At 60.6% G+C, this 20,087-nt stretch carries 18 protein-coding genes and 1 tRNA gene; 6 read left to right on the top strand and 13 right to left on the bottom strand.

The window, feature by feature from the left end; genetic code table 11:
- Window positions 1–8: 8 nt before the first annotated feature.
- From D5261_RS25980 to D5261_RS25950, 7 genes are all read right to left on the bottom strand, one after another.
- On the bottom strand, window positions 9–1,637 hold the full coding sequence (locus tag D5261_RS25980) for a substrate-binding domain-containing protein (protein WP_119319241.1): 1,629 nt from the start codon (window positions 1,635–1,637) through the stop codon (window positions 9–11).
- A gap of 220 nt (window positions 1,638–1,857) precedes the next feature.
- The gene (locus D5261_RS25975) at window positions 1,858–2,088 is read right to left on the bottom strand and encodes a YHS domain-containing protein (protein WP_119319242.1); all 231 of its coding nucleotides are present in this window, start codon (window positions 2,086–2,088) and stop codon (window positions 1,858–1,860) included.
- Window positions 2,089–2,114: 26 nt separating this feature from the next.
- Complete coding sequence (locus tag D5261_RS25970) at window positions 2,115–4,127, bottom strand: methyl-accepting chemotaxis protein (RefSeq protein ID WP_119319243.1); 2,013 nt, start codon at window positions 4,125–4,127, stop codon at window positions 2,115–2,117.
- 2 nt (window positions 4,128–4,129) lie between these two features.
- Entirely contained in the window at window positions 4,130–5,155 is a 1,026-nt protein-coding gene (locus tag D5261_RS25965; protein WP_218025463.1) for a cytochrome-c peroxidase, read from the bottom strand.
- 248 nt (window positions 5,156–5,403) lie between these two features.
- Window positions 5,404–6,039, bottom strand: coding sequence for a double zinc ribbon domain-containing protein (locus tag D5261_RS25960; RefSeq protein WP_119319244.1), 636 nt, complete (start codon window positions 6,037–6,039; stop codon window positions 5,404–5,406).
- Between the two features lie 154 nt (window positions 6,040–6,193).
- Window positions 6,194–7,723 carry a family 43 glycosylhydrolase gene (locus tag D5261_RS25955; RefSeq protein ID WP_165863884.1) on the bottom strand — a complete coding sequence of 510 codons (1,530 nt, stop codon included), beginning with the start codon at window positions 7,721–7,723 and terminating at the stop codon, window positions 6,194–6,196.
- 77 nt (window positions 7,724–7,800) lie between these two features.
- Window positions 7,801–9,198 carry a family 43 glycosylhydrolase gene (locus D5261_RS25950; protein ID WP_119319246.1) on the bottom strand — a complete coding sequence of 466 codons (1,398 nt, stop codon included), beginning with the start codon at window positions 9,196–9,198 and terminating at the stop codon, window positions 7,801–7,803.
- Between the two features lie 315 nt (window positions 9,199–9,513).
- Here D5261_RS25950 and D5261_RS25945 point away from each other — a divergent pair, with 315 nt between their 5' ends.
- On the top strand, window positions 9,514–9,741 hold the full coding sequence (locus tag D5261_RS25945) for a CDGSH iron-sulfur domain-containing protein (protein WP_119319247.1): 228 nt from the start codon (window positions 9,514–9,516) through the stop codon (window positions 9,739–9,741).
- 296 nt (window positions 9,742–10,037) lie between these two features.
- Here D5261_RS25945 and D5261_RS25940 read toward each other — a convergent pair whose 3' ends face one another.
- Together D5261_RS25940 and D5261_RS25935 are read right to left on the bottom strand one after the other, a co-directional pair.
- The gene (locus tag D5261_RS25940) at window positions 10,038–12,878 is read right to left on the bottom strand and encodes a TIM-barrel domain-containing protein (RefSeq protein ID WP_119319248.1); all 2,841 of its coding nucleotides are present in this window, start codon (window positions 12,876–12,878) and stop codon (window positions 10,038–10,040) included.
- 88 nt (window positions 12,879–12,966) lie between these two features.
- Window positions 12,967–13,116 carry a hypothetical protein gene (locus D5261_RS25935; RefSeq protein WP_165863885.1) on the bottom strand — a complete coding sequence of 50 codons (150 nt, stop codon included), beginning with the start codon at window positions 13,114–13,116 and terminating at the stop codon, window positions 12,967–12,969.
- Between the two features lie 15 nt (window positions 13,117–13,131).
- On the opposite strand from D5261_RS25935, the gene D5261_RS25930 reads away from it, so the two are divergent.
- Window positions 13,132–13,716 carry an AraC family transcriptional regulator gene (locus tag D5261_RS25930; protein ID WP_125205771.1) on the top strand — a complete coding sequence of 195 codons (585 nt, stop codon included), beginning with the start codon at window positions 13,132–13,134 and terminating at the stop codon, window positions 13,714–13,716.
- Window positions 13,717–13,738: 22 nt separating this feature from the next.
- On the opposite strand, the gene D5261_RS25925 is transcribed toward D5261_RS25930, so the two are convergent.
- Together D5261_RS25925 and D5261_RS25920 are read right to left on the bottom strand one after the other, a co-directional pair.
- Window positions 13,739–14,497 (bottom strand): dienelactone hydrolase family protein, encoded by a 759-nt coding sequence (locus D5261_RS25925; protein ID WP_119319250.1) that lies wholly within the window; start codon window positions 14,495–14,497, stop codon window positions 13,739–13,741.
- A 35-nt stretch (window positions 14,498–14,532) separates the two neighbouring features.
- The gene (locus D5261_RS25920) at window positions 14,533–15,036 is read right to left on the bottom strand and encodes a hypothetical protein (protein ID WP_119319251.1); all 504 of its coding nucleotides are present in this window, start codon (window positions 15,034–15,036) and stop codon (window positions 14,533–14,535) included.
- 170 nt (window positions 15,037–15,206) lie between these two features.
- Between D5261_RS25920 and D5261_RS25915 the strand changes: the two genes are divergently transcribed.
- Complete coding sequence (locus D5261_RS25915) at window positions 15,207–15,995, top strand: SGNH/GDSL hydrolase family protein (protein WP_119319252.1); 789 nt, start codon at window positions 15,207–15,209, stop codon at window positions 15,993–15,995.
- Between the two features lie 3 nt (window positions 15,996–15,998).
- Here D5261_RS25915 and D5261_RS25910 read toward each other — a convergent pair whose 3' ends face one another.
- Window positions 15,999–17,027 carry a transglutaminase-like domain-containing protein gene (locus D5261_RS25910; RefSeq protein WP_165863886.1) on the bottom strand — a complete coding sequence of 343 codons (1,029 nt, stop codon included), beginning with the start codon at window positions 17,025–17,027 and terminating at the stop codon, window positions 15,999–16,001.
- Window positions 17,028–17,129: 102 nt separating this feature from the next.
- Here D5261_RS25910 and D5261_RS25905 point away from each other — a divergent pair, with 102 nt between their 5' ends.
- The 3 genes from D5261_RS25905 (at window position 17,130) to D5261_RS25895 (ending at window position 19,542) form a co-directional block, all read left to right on the top strand.
- Complete coding sequence (locus D5261_RS25905; RefSeq protein ID WP_119319254.1) at window positions 17,130–18,038, top strand: prohibitin family protein; 909 nt, start codon at window positions 17,130–17,132, stop codon at window positions 18,036–18,038.
- 39 nt (window positions 18,039–18,077) lie between these two features.
- A complete protein-coding gene (locus D5261_RS25900) occupies window positions 18,078–18,962 on the top strand; it encodes an ATP-grasp domain-containing protein (RefSeq protein WP_119319255.1) in 885 nt (294 codons plus the stop codon).
- Between the two features lie 509 nt (window positions 18,963–19,471).
- Window positions 19,472–19,542, top strand: a tRNA-Glu gene (locus tag D5261_RS25895).
- A gap of 57 nt (window positions 19,543–19,599) precedes the next feature.
- On the opposite strand, the gene D5261_RS25890 is transcribed toward D5261_RS25895, so the two are convergent.
- A complete protein-coding gene (locus D5261_RS25890) occupies window positions 19,600–20,082 on the bottom strand; it encodes a YfbM family protein (protein WP_119319256.1) in 483 nt (160 codons plus the stop codon).
- Window positions 20,083–20,087 lie beyond the last annotated feature (5 nt).

Below are 20,087 nucleotides of genomic sequence, written 5' to 3'. Positions count from 1 at the left end.
GCTCCTTTTCAATTGTAACCTTTGACTTCGCGGAACGCGCCGACCAGGTTTTGCGACCCGTCAAAGATCTTCCCGGACGTGTGGTCCGTCAGCTGCTGAAGCTGGCTCTTGTCGGCGTCTCCAAAGAGAATGGCGAAGACGGGGACATCGGCTTTCAATCCCATGGGATCGACATGCTGTGTGAAGTCCGTGAAGAGGTTCTGGTTGGATTGCCCGTCCGTCATCAAGATCACGGCGGGAAAGCTCTGCTCCAGGTTCGGCTGCTGCTTGATGATGTCGAAGGCGCGCATGGCGGGGTGGTAGATATCCGTGCCGCCATCGGCGTTCAAGGCGTTGACCTTCGCGTCGAGCGCGCTCAGCGCGGCGGGATCGTTGCCGACCGCCGACCATTCACCCAGGATATGATCGCTGAAGGCGATCACCGTTGTTTTGTCCTGCGGGGACGCTTGCAGCAATTGCTGCTTCGCCTGCTGCTGATCGAGCAGGAGCCTCATCGCGGACTTCACCTGCTCTTCGCCTTTCCCCTGCATGCTGCCGGAGAAATCCAGACAGTACACCGTCACCGATGGTTTTCGCAGCGCGCTCTGATAAAGGTTCAGGGCGGCGCGCAGCACATCCGCGCTGGGGAAGCGAATGGGGGAGAGGACACGCTTGGGATCGATGCCCCAGTCGGGATTGAACACGGTCTTGTCCGCATTGGTCAGCGACATGCCGACCAGGCCGACGCGCCGTCCCTGCGCGAGCAGCTGCTGCTGCACCGGCTGGGAAAGCAAGTACTGCTGCAAGTCTAGAAACTGCTTCTCCTTCGCGGCGTCGCCCTTATCGACATATCCCAGCGGCGAGTCGGCGATCGCCAGGCCGTCCACGGGATAGATCACATAAAGCGGCTCTTTGCCGGCCGCGACAAGCTCCTTGTCGGCGTCGATGATCACCGACTCGTAATTCACCATCCCGTCGTAGCTGTCGTATTTGGAGAGAAAGAGGTCCTTCAGCCATCCGGAGCTTCCCGCCGACCGATTGACCGTCCCCAGGATCCGCTTGATTTTTGCCTGCAATTCGGGTTTTTGCAGCTGCTCCATGGTCAGGACTTCGGGATTGTGGGAGAAGGCGTAAAGGTAGCCGATATAGGCAGAAGCGCCGGAGTTGCTTTGCGTCGCCGACGTCATCATGTAACGCAGCCGGCCGGACTCCGCCGCCTGGAGGATCTGTTCGACGGTGACGGGCTTGCCGATCCATCCCAGCTTGGCCGCCACGGATTTTTTGACTCCGAACACGACCGGCGTCCGCATGATGCTCTCGGAGTGCTTGACCAGCTTATGGGTGTCGCCGAGGGTGTTCCAAAGCGAATTCGCGGGCCACACGGCGTTGTCCGCGACTGTGTTGTTCTCCAGCTGCTGCATGATATCCACGGATCCCGCGTAATCCATGCGGACCGTCAGATTGTGATCGTGGGCATAGCGTTGAATGATCGGTTCGAGCGGCTTGTTTTCCGATCCGGAAAGGATCGTAAGGTCCGCCGGTTTTCCCGAGTCCGCCGAGATGTCGGTTGGTCCATCCGGCGGCGCCGACTGCTGCGAATCGCACCCACCGAGGGCGCCGATGACTATTGCCGCTGTGAGCGCCCAAATCCACTTCATCGTCTGCGCCTCCCGCCGCGTCGTGCGGCTGAACGAATATCCTCTGTTAGTATGCCACGCCGCTGGCCAAATTGCCTGTCAATAAGTGAGACTCGGAAGAATCGGAAAAGTTGCAAGGACAGGGAGCTTGAAAAGAGGCGGACGCCAAAAAGAAAATAAACCCGGCCGGCGCGAGGCCGGTCGGGTTTCGTGGAAGCCGTGACGATGAAGGCGCGAAGCCTCAGTGGGACTTGCCCGCGAACTTGGCGGGATTCTTGTCGAAGAGCATTTTGCAGTTCGACGTGCAGAAGTAATACGTCTTGTGTTTGTACGTGCTCTTGCCGACGGCCGCCTTCGGCGACGCAATGCTCAGCTTCGTGACGGGGCAGGTGAGCGTCTCGGCGTGGACAATGGTCCCAGCGGCGAGCGCCGCGCACACGGCGAGGGCCGCGATATTCTTGATAGTCGTCATCACAGTCTTTCCTTTTGAATGAGAGATTACGCGGCTCTGAGGAGCTGTTTCTCCTGGGAGGGCGTTTGCGCTTCGTTGTCCAGAGGGAACTGACGAATCAATTCGTGCAGTCCGTGCGCCATTGCATTGAGTTCATCGGCGGCGCTTGCGACCTGCGCCAATCCGACGGATTGATCTTCGACGAGCCCGGAAACGAACTGAGCGCTGGAGGAGACATCGGACGCCGCCGCCCGCAGCGTCTCCACCGCGACCTGATTCTCTTCCGCCGCTTCTCGGACATCCGCGACGGTCGTCAGAGCGCTTTGGATCGTCGCGTTCATGCCGCCGGCGGTCTGGGAAACGGCGCGCACTTCGCTGGCGACCAGCTCGGCCGCTTGCAGGATCTGCGCCAGGGCCGTGCGGGTTTCATGGCTCTGCGCGGCGCCTTCGGCGACTTCCGCGCTGCTTGCTTCGATCGAGCGCACCGCTCCGGCGACGCCCTTCTGGATACCGCCTACCAGCTCGCTGATGTCCTTTGTCGCGGCGGTCGAGCGTTCGGCCAGCTTGCGGACTTCATTGGCGACTACGGCGAAGCCGCGTCCATGTTCGCCGGCGCGCGCCGCTTCGATGGAGGCGTTCAGCGCCAGCAAGTTGGTCTGCTCGGCGATCTGGTCGATTGTCTCGACGATCGCGCCGATCTGCTTGCCCTGTCGTCCCAGCTCCTGGATCGCTTCGGCGCTGGCTTCGACCTGCGTTTGAATGCGTCCCATGCGATCGATCGTCTGCTCCAGCGCTTTGCCGCCGCTTTGCGCGATGCTCGTCGCCTGGTTCGCCGCCGAGGCGACCTGATCGGCCGATTGCGCCAGCGATTCGATCGCGTGCGCCGTCTGCTGGATCGAGGCGTCGGCGTGCTCTACGCCGCGCCGCTGCGACTGGCTGCGGGCCGCCATCTCCGCACTGGCCTGGGCGGCGCCGTGCGCCGTTTCCGTGACCTGCTGCATCGACTGTTCGATCTGGCCCGCGACGCTGCCAGTCTGTCCGGCGGCCGCGGCGAGGGAGGCGCCGGTGTTGGAGACCGTATCGGCGCTCTGCTTCACCTGCCGCATGACCTGGCGCAGATGCGTGACAAGTCCCGACATCTCGGACTGAGCGCCGCTGAGCGCCCGGGTGCGCTCCTCGATGCGCTCTTCGAGGGTTTCATTGGACCGGTTGAGCGCCTGGCTGCTGTCCCGAAGCGCGAGCAGGATCTGCGCCACTGCTCCGATCAGCAGGATACAGAGCGCGTACATCAGGACGCTGAAGAAGTTGGCGCGCTGCTGGAGCACATGGTAGTCTTTTTGATAGGTCGCCAGCAGGTCGTCGTTGTTCTGGGCGCTGGGCGCGGAGACCAGTCCAACCAGCATGCCGTCGACTTTTTCTTTTTGGGTGACGATCATCCGGGCGTGCGCCAGAAACAGATCCAGATCTCCGCGAAGATCGGCCGGATAGCTGCTGCGTGACGCCGCGATTTTGTCCATCAGCGGTCCAAGCTCCGCTTTGATTTCCTTGCTGTTGCTGAGATGATAGATCAGCGTTTGGCGCAGCAGTTCATCGACCTGACGCGCCTGGGGGGTGTCGGAGCTCGGGAGCTGAGCGATCAGCGTCGCCGACAGCTTGGGCAGACACGCCAGCGAGTTTTTGAGAATGGCGTTGCCGGACTTGAAGTCCTCCACCATTTGCTGCTTGCTTTCGATCGTGTCGAGATATGTCTGCGTGTGCTGTGACAGCTCGGCGCTGGGATGGGCGCCGGCGGCCGCCTTGAGATCGTCCGGCAGCGCCGCTTTGACCGAGGTTAGCTGGTTGTTCGTCGCGACGATCGGATCATAGTTCGTCAGCAGCGAGAAGCGCAGCTCCAGCACTTCTTCGGTGAGCAGCGAATCGAGCTGCTTCATGCGGGTGATATCGGTCACGGCCTGTTCGTTGGCGCGCACCGGAAGGGAGCGCGTATTGACGAAGCAGTACGCGAGCAGGGAAAGTACGGCGACTCCACCCGCGATGGTCTTGACGTTCGATGCATTCATGACTAATTCCCTTTCTGGTCGCCGCTCAGTGTTTGAAGGAATTTGACGATGTCGACAAGATCTTCCGGGGCGAGCGGCCGTCCCAGCTGGTACTTCGCCATGATCTCGACTGCCTGCGGCAGTGTCGTCGCCGTGCCGTCGTGGAAATAGGGCGCCGTCAGTTCGACATTACGCAGACTGGGCACGCGGAATACGTGGCGGTCCTGTTCGCGCTTGGTCACGGTGAATCGGCCCTGGTCGTCGTCCGTTTCCGGGGTTCCGCGCTCTTTGAAGTAGTTGGCCATGACGCCGAACTGCTGGTACATATTGCCGCCGAGGTTTTGGCCCTGGTGGCAGGAGACGCAGCCGAATTCCTTGAAGAGACGGTAGCCGTGCTTTTCCTGCGTCGTGAGCACGGCGTCGTCGCCGCGCAGATATTTGTCAAACCGCGAGTTGGGCGTCGTCAGCGAGCGCTCGAATGTCGCGATGGCGTCGCGCACGTTTTGCGGCTGCACGCCGTCTGGGTAGAGCTTTGCGAACAGCGCGGGATACTTGTCGTCCTTGCTCAGCTTGCCGATGATCTCCGGCCAGTTCGATCCCATTTCCTTGGGGTTATGGGTCGGGCCGTTGACCTGATCTTCGAGCGTGGCCGCGCGTCCGTTCCAGAACTGCACGAAGTTGCCGCCGCTGTTGAGGACGCTGGGCGAGTTGATGCCGCCCTGAGCGCCGCCGATCCCGGTCGAGTGAACCATCTGATCCGTGCCGCCTTTGGCCAGGCTGTGGCAATTGGCGCAGGCAATGGTGTTGTCGTGGGAGAGGCGCCCGTCATGGAATAGCTGCTGCCCGAGAGCGACTTTGTTTGGATCGAGGTTTACCGTGAGGGGAATGGGTTGAATCGATTCTTCCAAGATGTGCGCCGCCGGCAGCATCAGCGGCGCGGCGTCCGCGCGGTTCTCTTTGCGTCCGGAATCGGAGAAGAAGCAGGACACCAGCAGCGCGCAGATCGCCAGTGTCGTCAGGAGTAGGATTGCTCCGGTAGATTTTTTCATCTGATCCTCATCGAGTGAAGGGCGCCGAAGTGCTCAGAGGCGCGCATAGGATGGCCGCTCCGCACGTATAGCAGACGGCCTGACTACATATCGGCAGTTTCCACCGAAAACTGGAGAATCGGCTTCCATTCGCCGACAGCGGCGGCAATTTTCGCCAAATAAAATTAGCCCGCGACGATCATTATGATCGCGCGGGCCAGCTGCCGAGGGAGGTTGTGAGAGGAATGAGCCGGAGTAACCGAGTTTGCCTATCCGCGCGGGCGGGAGCCGCATTCCGGGCAGAACTTTGCGGACGACGGGATTTCGGCCGAACAGGAAACGCAATTGAGGGTGGCGGCGAGGACGCCGCCGCATTCGGCGCAGAACTTGCCGGTCCCGGAAGGCGCGGCGCAGTGCGGACAAGTGGCGGTCGCCTGAACGGACAGGTTCGCGCCCTGTGTCTGATCGGTCTCCTGCGCTTTGGTGTAAACCTGGTCGCGCGCGGCGGTGGCCTGAGCGCTCGCGATCTCTTCGGCCAGCAGCGGCGCACAGCTCTTGCAGAGCCCCTTTTGATCGTTCCAGCAGACATCCTTGCAGCGCCATTGTCCACAGCGTCGGCACTGGCTGAATAGCGGGCTGATCTCATTCACGGCTTCCTGCAGCGCTTTGTCATGCGCGGGGCCGCCGACGGCGCGCTGGATTTCATAAGTCGAGTTTCCGACACTGCCGAGCAGTCCGCCAAACAAGCCGCCCGCCGCGCGCAGTAAGTCGCCGGCCATGCCCATTTTGTTCGGCTGGTAAGTGGATTCATATCCGTTGCCGCAGTGGTCGCAGTGGAATCGGAACTGATATCCCTGATCGGTCGAGAGGTCGTTGTAGTTCTGGACGAATTTGATCACAGCCATGGGGTCTCTCCATTACTTTGGCGTTCTGCGCTTATTATAGCATCTTTGGCAAGAGGGGCAAGAACGTCATGACTGTTGCATCCACAATCGGCGACAATGCGGCATGAGGAAACCCGGCAATGAAAATCGCCGGGCGTGTAAGACGAGTGCGGGGCTACTGTCTGGTCAGTCGCCATTCCTGCGCGGGCGCGCCATTCGCCGGCCACAGCTGCACGAGGGTTCCATGCGGTCCTAATCCATTCGGATCGTCCAGGGCGAGGCCCGCCGCGACGTTGTTCAGGGTATAAGCGCCGTCCGCTTGCGGCGAGAGAAGCCAGTTCTGTGCGGTCGCGCCGTTGGGATACCAGAGCTGGAGATGCTGTCCCCAGGTGTTCAGGCCGTTAGGATCGTCGATGTTCATATTCGCCAGACTGCTTGTCAGCGTGTAGGATCCGTCGGGCTGAAGCGTGAAGCGCCATTGCTGCGGCGGTCCGTACCAGGCGTCCCAGAGTTCAATCAGGTTGCCGGCGGTTGTCGCCCAGTTCGTATCGTCCAAGGCGAAGCCTGACGCTGCGTTGGTGAGAGCGTACAAGCCCGATGTGAGCGGCAGGGGGACGGACTGCGCTGTCCAGCTTGGCGTTTGCGGCAGGAACGCCCCGTTTTGGAAGGGCAGCGGATCGAATCCGGGCTGCTCCCAGCCCCAGTATTGTGTGGTGGCCGGGTCCGGATTGATCAGGGCGAAGTGAGCGCTCAGCCACCATCGCCCATCGGGTCCGACAAACGGCGCGCCGCCTCCGATCTCTCGGTAAGGCACATTGGGGGCCTGGGTATAGGCCGCGCCCGAGGCCGCACAGGCCGCCGGATTCTGCGCTCCGTAGATAGGGTTGGCGGCGTACTTGGTCCATGGTCCGTGGATATTGGTGGCCGTGGCGTACCCCGCTCCGTAACCGCAGCCCCAGGACGAATAGAAGCAGTAGTAAGTCGCGCCGATCTTGATGACGTCCGGGTCCTCCACGCCGACGCCCGTTCCGCCATCCCACTGCGGCGTTGGACTGGGACCGAGCACCGGCCACGCCGCGCCTGTGACGCGTGCGTTCGCGAGATCGATGGGCATGGCGGAGATACCGGCAATGAAGAGATAGTCATTGCCGTCGCTGTCGGTGAAGATGCCGCCATCGTTGCCGTACGTCAGCGGCGCGTTGGGCGTAAGCACCGTATAGGGGCCGGTGATATTATTAGCGACCGCCAGCCCGACGCCCTCCGGACTATTCTGATCGGCGTTGTCGCCATTGAATGTACAGTAGAAGCGCCGGACGCCGTTGACGGATTTGACGTGGATCTCCGGCGCCCAGAAGTTATCCTGATACCAGGATCCTTGGACGCGCGGCACGATGATCCCCCGATAGGTCCAGGTCTTCAGATCCGTGGAGGAGTAAAGCGGCACTCCGGGGTTGGCGCCAAGCGTGGCGTATTGAAATTGGAAGAATGGCTTTGCGGTGCCGGTCATATACCAGACGCCGTCGACATTGACGATGTAAGGATCGCGCAGCCCATCCACCACGCCGCGCGGCATCGGATTTTGGTAAGTGAACGAGGCGGGAGATTGGGCGTGCGCCGACCAGGGAGCGGCCAGGAGGGTCAGCGCGCCGAAGGCCGTTAGCCTCATCGTTAAGAAGCGTTGTTTTCTTTTGTAGACGCCTGTCATCACGGTTGCTGTCCTTTCGTTCTCGGGTAAGCGATGCGAAAAAGCCGCTCCACATTTCCGTGGAGCGGCCGCAGCGTCTAATGCTGCGTGAGACGCCATTCCTGCGCCGTGGCGCCGTTGGCCGGCCACAGCTGCACGAGCGTTCCGTGCGGCCCCGCGCCGTTCGGATCGTCCAGCGCCAGCCCCGCCGCGACATTGATCAGGGTGTAAGCGCCGTCCGCCTGCCGCGTCACACGCCACTCCTGGGGCGTCGCGCCGTTCGGCGCCCATAACTGGAGATGCTGCCCCCAGGTGTTGGAGCCATTGGGATCGTCAATGTTCATATTGGCGAGACTGGTCGTGAGCGTGTAAGCGCCGTCGGGCTGTAGGGTGAACCGCCACTGCTGCGGCGCGCCGCCCCAGTCGTCCCAGAGCTCGATCTGAGTGCCCGCCGTCGTTCCCCAGGCGGTGTCGTCCAGAGCGAATCCCGACGCCACGTTCGTCAGGGAATACAGCGCGCCGTTTACGATACCCGTGGCGTTGCCGGGGTCGCCCGATGGAAGCTGGATGGGCTGTCCGGGGCCGATGGCGGTTCCGAACACAGGGTTATTGGCGCCGTCGAAGCTCATCGGCTGCGCCAGAATACTGCGCTGCGAATCCGGCGCGCCCTGGGACGGATAGTCGGAGTAGCAGAAATAGGTCTGCGTCCCGTCGGGAGACAGAAACGGGCTGGCGACGCCGGCGTCATTCACTCCCGCGCCGGGATTTCCAGTGAACAAGGGACCGCCGAGCTTAGTGTAGGACCCGGCGCTGGTCGGATCTCCGCCGTTGAAGTGCAGTGAGCCGACGGCGTAGTTCGCCTGGTTATAGCCGCCCGACGAGTAGACGATATTGAGCTGTCCGTTACGCCACACAGCCTCGGGGGCCTCAATGACGCCGCTTTCCCATCCCTGATCGATATGCGCGATGGAACTCTGGCCGCCGCTGACGGTGTAGGGATTGGACATTGGCTGGATGACGATGTTCCCATAAGTCGATCCCATCAGGTAAAGCTGTCCATTGGGCATCTTCAGCAGCGAACCGTCATAAGTATTGTTCGTGAGCTGCGCTTTGAAGTGGTAGGAGCCGATGGGGTTGCCGCTGTCGCTCTCCAGCACGTCAATGGAGTTGGGATACTGGGTGTAGTAGATGTACCAGAGGCCGTTAAACGTATACATCTCCGCGGACTCATAAAATCCGCCGGTGTTATAAACCGAGGCGGGAGGACCAGAGCCCAGAGTAGCGAGCGACGGCGAATGCCAGATGCGGATATCATTGCTCAGACTGGTGCTGAGCAGATAGTAACTGCCGTTCGCATAGGTAATGAACGGGTCGGCCGCGCCTGTGACGATTGGGTTGGTGTATGTGCCGGCGTGGCTGGGAGCGGCCGCCAGGCCGAGCGCCAGACACGGGGCGGCGATCATCAAAGTGAGCTTACGCTTGAGAGGGTGAAACATCAGTGTCGTCTCCTATCGTTGTTTTCTGTATTGCGATTCATGCAATAAGAATCTCTGTTGCCAATGGGTGAGTCGAATCTGCCTCCTCGCACTTTGTTTTTATCAATGATGGCGATTAAGAAACTCTGTTTTATCGATTGTGGTAATTCTATCAAATGGACTAACTGTTGTCAAGTAAGCAGACGAAGAAAATATTGGCGATGGGAGAAACTGGTGGATTCTTGTAGAGCACGATCCGGCGGGCATGAGCCCGGAAGGAATAGCCCTATGCCCCGGGGAATAAGACGTCGGTATTCCAACCAAGGAGAAACACCCATGGCAGAGGTTACGATTGAAGTTTTGAAAAATGGACCGCTTTGGGTCGAGCCGGCGACGGCCATCGCGCTCGTCGATCATGAGGGCAATGCGATCGCCATTCCGGAAGGCCGCAAAGGCGTCGCCCTTTGCCGCTGCGGCGCTTCGGTGAATAAGCCGTTCTGCGACGGAACGCACAGCAAAATCGGCTTCGACGCCGCCGAAGCGGCCGTTAAGGCTGAGGGATAATTGGGTGGAGGCTTGATAGGGCTATCAGGCCGGCGCCTAATCATTAGCGCCGGCGGTTCAAACCGCGCCTGCAAGAGCGCAGAAGTCCCCCTGCGGGGACTACATTGTCCTTAACGGCATCGCCTAATGTGAACGTTCTATTGGACGGTATCGTTTTCGATGATGTAGCCCGCGCAGGCGGGTTTCTGCGCTCTTGCAGGCGCGGTTTGAACCGCCGGCATTTTCTGAATCGCTTTCACGCTTCATATTCGCAATCCATTCGCCACCGACCCCGCATGGGATTATTACGCCGCGATCTACGGAGCGGAGACGGTGACCGATTTGCCCGAATAAGTCACGATCTTGTCGGCGGGTTCGTTACCGTTGCCCAGGCCGACGCCGTGACCGGGACGCACCCACACAATCTTGAATGTGCGCTGGGCGAGCATGCCGGGGAACGATCCTTGGCGCGCGCCGATGGTCAGCGTCTTCTTGCGATCGCTCCACGTGAATGGAATCGTGGCGTGGACGCCCTTTTCGTAGTTGTAATTATCCCCTTCATCTTCGTAGAGCGCGAACGATCCATCGGCGCCAGCGTAGACGCGCAGTTCGATGGGATCGGCGGGTTTCTCCGCGACATACTGGACCAGCGGCCCCATCGGCAGGATCGAGCCGGACTTCACGGAAAGCGGCATGGTGTCAATTGGCGCGGCGGCCGTGATTGTTTTGCCTTCCCCCAATTTCTCTCCGGTCCAGAAGTCGGTCCACGAGGCGCCTTTTGGCAGATAGACGTCGCGCGTGGTCGCGCCCTTTTGCGTGACGGGCGAAACGAGGATCGATGGGCCGAACAGGAACTCATCCTTCGATTCCCGAGCGGTTTTGTCCTGCGGGAAGTCCAGCACGAGGGGCCGCATGATCAGCGTTCCTTCGTTCGTGACGCGCCAGGCCTGCGAGTAAATGTAGGGCATCAGCCGATAGCGCAGGTTGTCGTACTTGACTAAGATGGGCTCGTACTGTGGACCGAAGCGCCAGAGCTCTTTCGGCGTGCTGGTGCCATGCACCCGGAAGATCGGGCAGAAGGCGCCGTATTGGAACCAGCGCGTAAACAGCTCTCGGTACTCCTCGTTCGCGGAGCCGCCGGGATAGTTGCAGAAGAAGCCCCCGATGTCGGTGGTCCAGTAGGGAATGCCCGAGAGGCCGATGTTCAGGCCGGCGGGAATCTGATGCTGGTAAACGTCCCAAGTTCCCGTGATGTCGCTGGACCAGATCGCCGCCGAGTTGCGCTGCTGTCCGGTGTAACCCGAGCGGGTCAGGATGAAGACGCGCTTTTTGTCCGTCGCGGCGCGCTGGCCCTGATAAACGGCGGTGGTGTGCATGAGCGGCCAGGCGTTGCGCACCAGCGCGCCGAGGCCGGCGGCGGTGGGAAACTCAGAGATTGATGTCCCGTTGATCTCCGGCTCCGCCGCGTCCAGCCACCAGCCATCCACGCCCTTATCAAAGATCTGATCCCGCATTCGCGACCAATAGAGCGCCCGTGCGTCGGGATTGAAGGCGTCGTAATAGCGCTCGGTCGTTCCCGGACCGGGCGGATAGAGAAAGCCCTTGGAATCCATGAGATCGTAATTGGCGTCCGGATGCTCGGCGGTCCCCGGCACGAATTTTCCCCAGACCGAAATCATGAAGTGCATATGATCGTCGTTGTGCAGCGTCGCGATAGCGGCCGCCGGATCGGGATAACGCTTCGGATCGAACCGGTGTGATCCCCACGGCGATGGGTCCCAGTAGAACCAGTCCTGAACGATATTGTCGATCGGCTCCTGGCGTGTCCGATACTCGTGCGCGATGTCCAGCCACTCCTGCTGCGTTTGATAGCGCTCCTTGCACTGCCAGAAGCCCAGCGCCCATTTGCCGAACATCGGCGCCTGCCCCGTCGCCTGGCGGTAGTCCGCCAGCACATGATCCAGCGAGGGGCCATAGAAGAAGTAGTAATCGATGGCGTCGGCGGCTTTGGCGTCCCAGGTCGTCAGGCCGCTCACAGCGGGCAGCCGCCAGCTCAGGCGCGCCACGGCGTCGTATCCGCCTTGATAGTATTCAAAGCGGATTTTGTGGCGGCTGTTGGCGTCAAAATGCACTTTGGCGACATTGCTCTTGACCGCCCGGGCGTTCCAGTCATCCACCACCTGCTTGTCGTCGATCCAGAGGCGCGCGCCGTCATCGGTCGAGGTCACGATCTCATAATCGCCGGCCTGCTGCGCCTGCAAAAATCCCGTCCAGCGCACGCTGTAGTGCTCCTTGGGCAGTCCCATCGGCGGATCGTTCGTCCATAGGAAGTCGATATTTGGATCGACACGCTGCGCGACCTGCGTGTCGAAGTTCTCGCCTTTGAAGTACGTTCCGGTCAGGCCGCCGGGCTTGCCGTCGTCGGAGAACAATTGTGCGGAGGGGATGCTCGTTCCTGGAGAGCCGCCGGCGGAGAATGTCGTGGCGGCGGGGTTGTTCCAGAGGAGCCCATAGCCCCGGCTGGAGACCAGAAAGGGAATGGCGAGGTCCGCGATATACGTCTGCTCCAGGTTGACGATCGATCCTCGGTAGTCCATGTATCCGTCTTGATGCTGGCCCAGGCCGTAAATGCCTTCATCGGCGGGCAGCGTGAACTCCTGATGCGCCTTGTACGATTCTACAGGCTTTGGCCCGGCAAGCGTCACCGGCGTCAGCGACTTGCCGCCCGTGCTTGGTTCACTCAGAATCGGCGCGCCTTTGGCGTCCAAAAACCGAACAGCGCCGCTCTTGCGATCGACCTGCGCCTGGACCTGCCCCGTTGAGAGGGTAATCGACTGCCCGGTCGTCGTCATTTGGAAGGGCGTCGGCGTATAGTGCGCGATGACGGCGGGAACGCGCTGATCGGGAAATTTGCCGTCTGCGCTGTAAGTCACATGGATGACGCGCGGCGTGCAGACTTGCAGGCGCAGCGCGCCCTGGCTCAGCTGAAGCGTCACGCCGTTGTTTTGCTTCTGTACCGAAACTACCGGCAGCGGCTCCGCAGCGAGGGGCCGGGGAGCCGGGTAGGAGGCGAGGGCCGCCATTGTCACCGCCGCGAGAGCGAAGGGCAGGGATCGCCGCCTTATCGATCCGTGCGAGGGAAAATCAAAAAGTTGCATGTGTCGCTCCGAAGATCGTCTTTTACTTTGACAATTGTAAACGAACACGATAGAATGAGCAATGCACGACGATGTCCCATTATTGCACTCAAATTTCAGCAATGCCAGTCGCGTTCGTTTTATGGGAGAACACCATGCACGGCGCGGGCAGGATATGATTCTGCACCGGCACGATCTCTGGGAATTTATCTTTCATGAAGCCGGTCGTATGCGGACGCGCCAGGGGGAGATCATTCATACGATGCATCCTGGCATGGCGCTCATCCACCCTCCCGATCTTCCGCACGCTGACTATGCCGATTCCGATTATCGCTTGATCTACCTCCAATGGACTCCGTGGAGCGCGGAGGATCTGCCGCTCGTTTGCCATGACGACGCCGATCTTAGTCTGACGCAGACGGCGCAAGCCCTTCTGCGCGAGTGGCGTCGCCAGGAGGAAGGGTGGGAGCGGATGATGGACGTGCTGATGGAGCGGTTGGAGCAATTATTGCGCCGCGCTCACGCCGCGCAGAATCGTTCGGCATGGGAGCAGGCCGCGCAGGCGGCCGAGGACGTAATGCGCCGCCGCTACCGGGAGAGTCTGACGATCGCGGAGATCGCCTCGAAAGCGTGCCTTTCGCCCGCATCCCTCAACCGCTACTTTGCCCGCGTTCACGGGCAAACGCCGATGGATTATCTCTGGTCCATCCGTATTCAGCACGCGCTGGCGCTGCTGCACCATACGAATTTGACGCTGGAGACGGTGGCGGGGCAGTGCGGCTTTCACAGTGCAAGCCACTTGAGCCGGCATATCAAAACAAACACGGGGAGCAGTCCGGGCCGGTTGCGGGGAAGTTAGCGCCCGGATGCTCCCCAGTCGTCTAATCGACACGCACGTCTCCCTCGCCAAGTTTTCGGCCGAACAGCTCCAGTGCGAGGCCAAAGGTAACGCGGGCGAGGGCGGGGTCGTAGCGCGGGCCTTCGTCGCGGAGGAAGGCGTGGGCGCCGTTGAACTCGTGCCAGGTGAAGCGCGCGCCGGAGTCGGCGATGGCTTTGTAGACCGTGGCGCGTCCTTCGCGGGGGATATGCGGGTCTTGCAGGCCCCAGATCATGAGGAGTTCGCCTTGGATCTCGGGGATGCGATCGATGGTGTTGTCGTTCATGCCCTTGGCGAGGCTGCGCTTGTGGATGTCAGTCGCGTAGAAGCAGGCGGCGGCGAGGACGTCCGAGTTAGTCGCGGCGCGGAAGGCAAGGTGCCCGCCGATGCAGATGCCCATCGTTCCCAGCTTGCCGGTGCAGCTCGGATGCGCGGATAGGAAGTCGAGCGCCGCGCGGGCGTCGGCGTCGTAGCTTGCCAGTTCCTTGGTCGTCTTGTGCGCGTTGCCGCGCTCGGCGCCGGCTTCGTCGTAGGAAAGCACGGTTCCGGCAGGCTCCAGCTCGTGATAGATCTCCGGAACGGCGACCACATAGCCGTGGCCCGCAAGCTGGGCGGCGGCGCGGCGGATCGGGCCGGTGATCTGGAAGATCTCCGAGTAGAAGAGGATACCGGGATAGCGGCCCGGCGCCGCCGGCCGAAAGACCTGAGTTTGCATCGGTCCGAACGGCGTGTCCAGCGTCGCGAGTTCTTCAGTAATGGTCATCAGTTCACTTCCTTGTCGAACCTGGCGTCGGCGCGTTAATGACCGAAGAGACGTCCCAGGAAGCCGCCGCCGCTGCCGGTGATGGCGCCGAGAATTCCTTGCGCGGCGGGATAACGGTCCGAAACAGCTTGCAGCGCTTCTGGGTGATGCTGCGCGATGTACTGCGTGATGCCCGCGAGATCGCCGTGTGTCAATTCGTTCACATCGGCGCTGTCCACACCGGCGCGCTCCGCCAGGGACTCCACATCGATACCCTGGTCCGAAAGATGCTGAAGCGTATCGCCGATCAGATTGCGATGCGCGTCCACCTCATGCGGCGCGGCGTCGGCGAGCGCCTGCGCTCCGTCGCCATCGGATTGCGCATCCTCCGAATCGTCATCCTGGGAGTTGTCGTCTGACGAGCTGTCGCCGGAGTTGTTATCGTACGAACCGCTGTCGTCGCTGGAGTCGGAATCGTCGTTCTCCGTGTCATCCTGCTGCGTCTCGTCCGTGTCCTGCGCGTCGTCGTCGTCATCCCATCCATATTCGGCGTTGATCATTTTCGATGCTCCTTAGCAAAATGGCGGTCGGTAGTGATAATACTGTATTCGGGGCGAAAAATGTACCGAGAAGGTTCCCAAATTCCATCACGATCGACAAATGGGTGAATGCCTGGTTACAGACGCCGGAATGGGATTGCTCTTCCCTCGGCGCCATGATATCATGATGCATGTCCACCCATTCCCAGCGCAATCGAAACGCTCTTTTTGCGCTTGCCTTCGCTGCCTTGTCGTCACTCCTGTGGTCGCTGCGCACTCCGTCAGGAGATTCTGCTCTGGCGGCGCCGCGCATCGATAGCGGCGCGGAGAATTCGCAGCCGTTTCTCATTCAAAAGGTCGCGCCCTCGGACATACGCTACGTCGCGGTGGGAGACAGTTACACGTGTGGGACGGGGGCGACGCCTCGCCAATCTTGGCCTGCATTGCTGACCCGCCACTTGCGCGCCCACGGGATCCCGATCGGTCTCGCCGCGAACCTGGGCGTCGCGGGCTGGACGACACGGCAGGCGCTGGAAGTGGAGACGCCGGTCTTTCGGAAGCAGTCGCCTACGTTTGCGACGCTGATGATCGGCGTCAACGATACTTACCGGGCCACAACCGCAGAGGAGTTTCGGATCCAACTGGCCGCGCTGATCGACCAAATGCAAAGCGCGCTTCCGGACAAGTCGAAGATTTTGCTGGTCACCATCCCGGACTTCACCGTCACGCGCAGCGGCGCCGAATACGCGCGGCAAAGCGAAGCGGCGTCAAAAATCATCGCGTTCAACGCGATCATTCAGGACGAGGCCGCCCGGCGCGGCTTGCCGGTTGTCGACGTTTACCCGCTGTCTCAGCAGATGGCGAATGCGCCGGACCTGACGGCGAGCGACGGCCTGCACCCGTCCGCCAAAGAGTACGCGCTTTGGGAGCGTCTAATCCTTCCCGCCGCCAGCAAAATGCTGCGAGATAAGGCGCATTAGAGCTTACGGATTGTACGCCTTCGAGAATTTGATCTCGGCGGCGCAGTCCAGACCGGAGACGATTTTGCCGCCGCGATAGTAAAATGCGGTAGGCTGCATCCAGTCGGGACACAGCGTGCTCCAGCCCTTCGGGTTGAGCACGAACCCATCGTCGATGTGCGTGACAAAGACCGCGTTGTTCTCTCCGGACATTGCAAACACCACTTGATCTCCGCTGACCAAATCCACTGGAAGCCATCCCGACTTCGGGACGAAGACGCTCGCGATCACGTGCGGCTGCCACGCGTCCGGCATTGTCGGAAGCCGTCGAAAACCCGCCCAGAGCTGCGCCGGAACGCCGTTTTGCCGCATCACGGCGGCGAACACCCCGTTGATGGCGCCGCAGTCGCCCCTGCATGAGGCCGCCAGCGCCGAAACATGGCGGTCCTGGTCGCCGTCGAAATAGGTGAAGTCGTTCTTAACTTGCCGCGCCGCCCGCTGGATAAAGTCATCAAGGCTTTCCCCAGCGTGACGCCGCCAGGTCAGATCATGCCTGGCGATGTACGCCTGAAACTTCGGCGTTTGATAATCCAGGTTACCGATGGACGCGAGGCTGTGCGCGCGTTCTGCTCGGGAGAGATCCGGAACGGCGGCCTTTGGCGGCCCGGCGACGACTCGGAAACGGTAGACCATCGCCGTAATGTCCGTCGCCACCGTCACCGCCTTCGTTTGATTGAACTCGGCGACGGTGACTTTGCGCTTGTGCGCGCTTCCCTCCGTCACCTGGTCTCCCGCAGGACGACCATCGACGGACATGCGTGCGACGATATGGTCCTGCCAGGGAAGCGTGGGCGGCGTCGGCGTCGCGAATAGAGTATCGACCGGCTCCCCATCCGTCACGACTCGCCGCTCCAGATGCGCCGTCATCCGCACGCCGGGCCCATCCTTTTCCAGATGCCAGACTGGCGGCAGCTCGCCGCCGGCGAACGCCAGAGGAGCGCTCAGACAGACGATCCCCGCAGCCAGAAGCAAAGAGAAGTAACGCGCCATCATTTGCACTTTCCGCCTTTCCAGCGATCTCGAATAACCGGCTGCAACCAACGGGCGCATTTCGGGTCATATTCGATAGATCATTAAGAAAGGAAACAACATTTTATGTTTCTCGTCGTGCTAGGCGTAATCCTTCTCATCGTCGCGGCCGTCGCGCCCGCCCAGCTGGCTGAGGGCGCCGCGCACGCGCGATCGCAAGTCCGAAAAATCTGCGGCGTCCTTGGCGTCCTGCTGCTGATTGGCGGCGTTCTGGCGTCCAGCTACATCTCGGTCCCCGCCGGATATCGCGGCGTGCTGCTGCAATTCGGCGCCGTCAACGGCGTGCTGGACGAGGGCGCGCACTTCGTTCTGCCGTTCGCGCAAACCGTGGACCTAATGGAAGTTCGCACCCAGAAGACCGAGGCGGAAGCGGCGGCGTCCAGCAAGGACTTGCAGGTCGTCAAAACGGACGTCGCGATCAACTTCCACGTCAACCCCGTGACCCTCGGTAAGCTCTACCGAGATGTCGGCCCGGATTACGCGGACCGCATCATCAGCCCCGCCGTGCAGGAAACCCTGAAAGCCGTCACGGCGCGCTACACCGCCGAGGAACTGATCCGCCGGCGCGAGCAAGTAAAAACCGAAGTCGACGACACGCTCGCCGCCCGCCTGCTCGCCTATAATATTATCGTTGAGCCCAACGGCGTCAGTCTGAAGAACTTCGACTTCTCCCAGGAATTCAACAATGCGATCGAGCAGAAGCAAGTCGCCCAGCAGAACTCCGAAAAGCAGAAGTACATCCTGGCGCAAGCCGATCTCGAAGCCCAGACCGCCGTCACCACCGCCAAGGGCGAGGCCGAAGCCAACCGGATCAAAGCCCAGGCGCTGAATACGCAGGGCGGCCAAAAAGTCCTGGCGCGCGAATGGATCACCAAATGGGACGGCCACCTGCCGCAAGTGCAGACCGGCGCGGGTGGGGGAACGATCATCGACCTCAAGAGCCTGCTGTCGGACACGCCGACGAAGGGGCAGTAGCCGAAGGAGCAATCGCGATCGGGTACACTTCGCGATAAGATGATGATCGTACTCAGTGAAGCCTCCAGCTATCTGGAGCCGACGCCCAGTTCTCGTGAGCTCCAGGCCGCGACGGAGGCGGCAAAACTAACGGGATGCCGGGTTTACTATATCCCGCAGGGTTTCGAGGGATTGGAAAGTCCTTCGGATGCGTTCGCGCACATTCCCGTACAGGAGGGGGAGACGCCGGGCGTTTGGAACGGGTATATCCCGACGCCGGAGCATTACGACGCCGTTTACCGATTGGCGCTGGAGAAACGGATCCGTCTGCTGAACACCCCGGAGGAGCATCTGCGCGCGCAGGAGTTCGACCGGGCTTACGAGCGGCTCGCGGGATTGACGCCGAAGTCGATCATCGTGACCGATCCCGATCAGTGCGATGACGCTATCAAGACGCTGGGATTGCCGGTGTTCGTCAAGGGAGCGGTACAGTCGCGCAAAGCGCGCGGCTGGAAGGCGTGCGTGGCGGAGACCGCCGACGAAGTGCGGCTGCTGACATCGCAATACCTCAGTTTGGAAGGCCGAACGCGCGGCCGTGTCGTCCTTCGAAAGCTAGTCTCCATTCGTCATGTCAACAAGACAGCGCAGGGGTTTCCCATCGGCCGCGAGTATCGTGTCTTTCTCTATCGCTCTGAGATCCTTGGGTACGGATACTACTGGGAAGGCGATGATCCGCTGAGCGCGCTGAGTGTGGAAGAGAACAAAGCGGTGTTAGCGCTGGCCGTGCAAGCCGCCCGTCGACTGGACACGCCATATGTCGCCATCGATATCGGACAACTCGAAGACGGCCAATGGATCGTCATCGAAAGCGGCGACGCCCAATTCTCCAGCGTCAGCCGCATTCCGTTACTGCCGCTTTGGCATCAGATCAGTCAAGTGGAATAATACTGTTTTCTGGTAAGTGCCTTGGTAATTGTTGTTCGGCAGGCATGTTTACAACATTGCAAAAAATAAAATTAGATCTTCCTTATAAATAACATAGCAGGCGTACATTTTCATGGTAGAATTCAAAACTATGAATTTTGGAATGCCTTGTAAAGTCTGTGGACAAGACACGGAAAACATGACGGATGAATACTGCACCGGCTGCGCGGCCGTTGACCGGCAAGTGAAAGCGGAACGTGAGAAACCCCCTGAACTCGTAGGAGTAATGTTCGCCGTTGGAGATGCTCCGCCTAACGCCCCATCGCCCTCGACGCCGCCCACGCTTCTCAGCCGCGTCAAGAAGCTCTTTACGCGCTAATCCATTTCCACATGGTGTTGTATTTCGGGTTACTCCCATTCCGTTACTCTCTCTTCTGTTCTCCTCAGTGTAATTATTGAAGATTTTGCGGCCGATTCATTCTCAAATAATTCGCAGGGAAAAGCAAGCGGCCTGTGGAAACTGTGGGGGAGAAGCGGTGGCTCAAAGGAAGAGCGTTGCCCTTTCACGGCAAAGATGCGGGTTCAACTCCCGCCCGCTTCTCACCTTTTAGGCGCGCAACAGCATCGCCGCGTTGCCGAACGGGAACGCCGGGCGCAATCAAGCGATATACGTGATTAGCCCGCGTCCGTTGGCGGCTGCGTCATGAACGCATTTGCGAAGGTCTTCGAAGTAGCTTTGCAGGTATCGCAGGGTGTCCTCGTGCGAGTCCTGCGCGTGAAACGGATAGATATCGAGGGCCACCATCTTGGCCAGATCCAGTCGCTCCGCCAATGTCTCCGGGGAGACCATCAAAAGATGATTGTCGAACGCGCGCACGTCCGAGGGACGCATCGCGCGGGCTGGCCCGAATCCAACATTGACCTTACCGACAGGCGCCCCTCCCTCCAACAAATAAGCGCTTGGCAGATTACCCTCCCAAGCGGTCCCTGTCAGCAGAAAGTGCAATCCCTGCCATGCTTTGTCCAGCGTCGTTGTCGACGGACCGCCCTTGTCGATAATGGAGCGGATCTGCTTCGGCTGCTGGAGCAGCGTCTCCAATGCGTCCTCGTCGATTTGGACGAGATGGTACATCATACTCATGAATG

Source organism: Capsulimonas corticalis, assembly GCF_003574315.2.
Classification (GTDB): domain Bacteria; phylum Armatimonadota; class Armatimonadia; order Armatimonadales; family Capsulimonadaceae; genus Capsulimonas; species Capsulimonas corticalis.
This window is presented reverse-complemented; position numbering and strand designations above follow the sequence as displayed.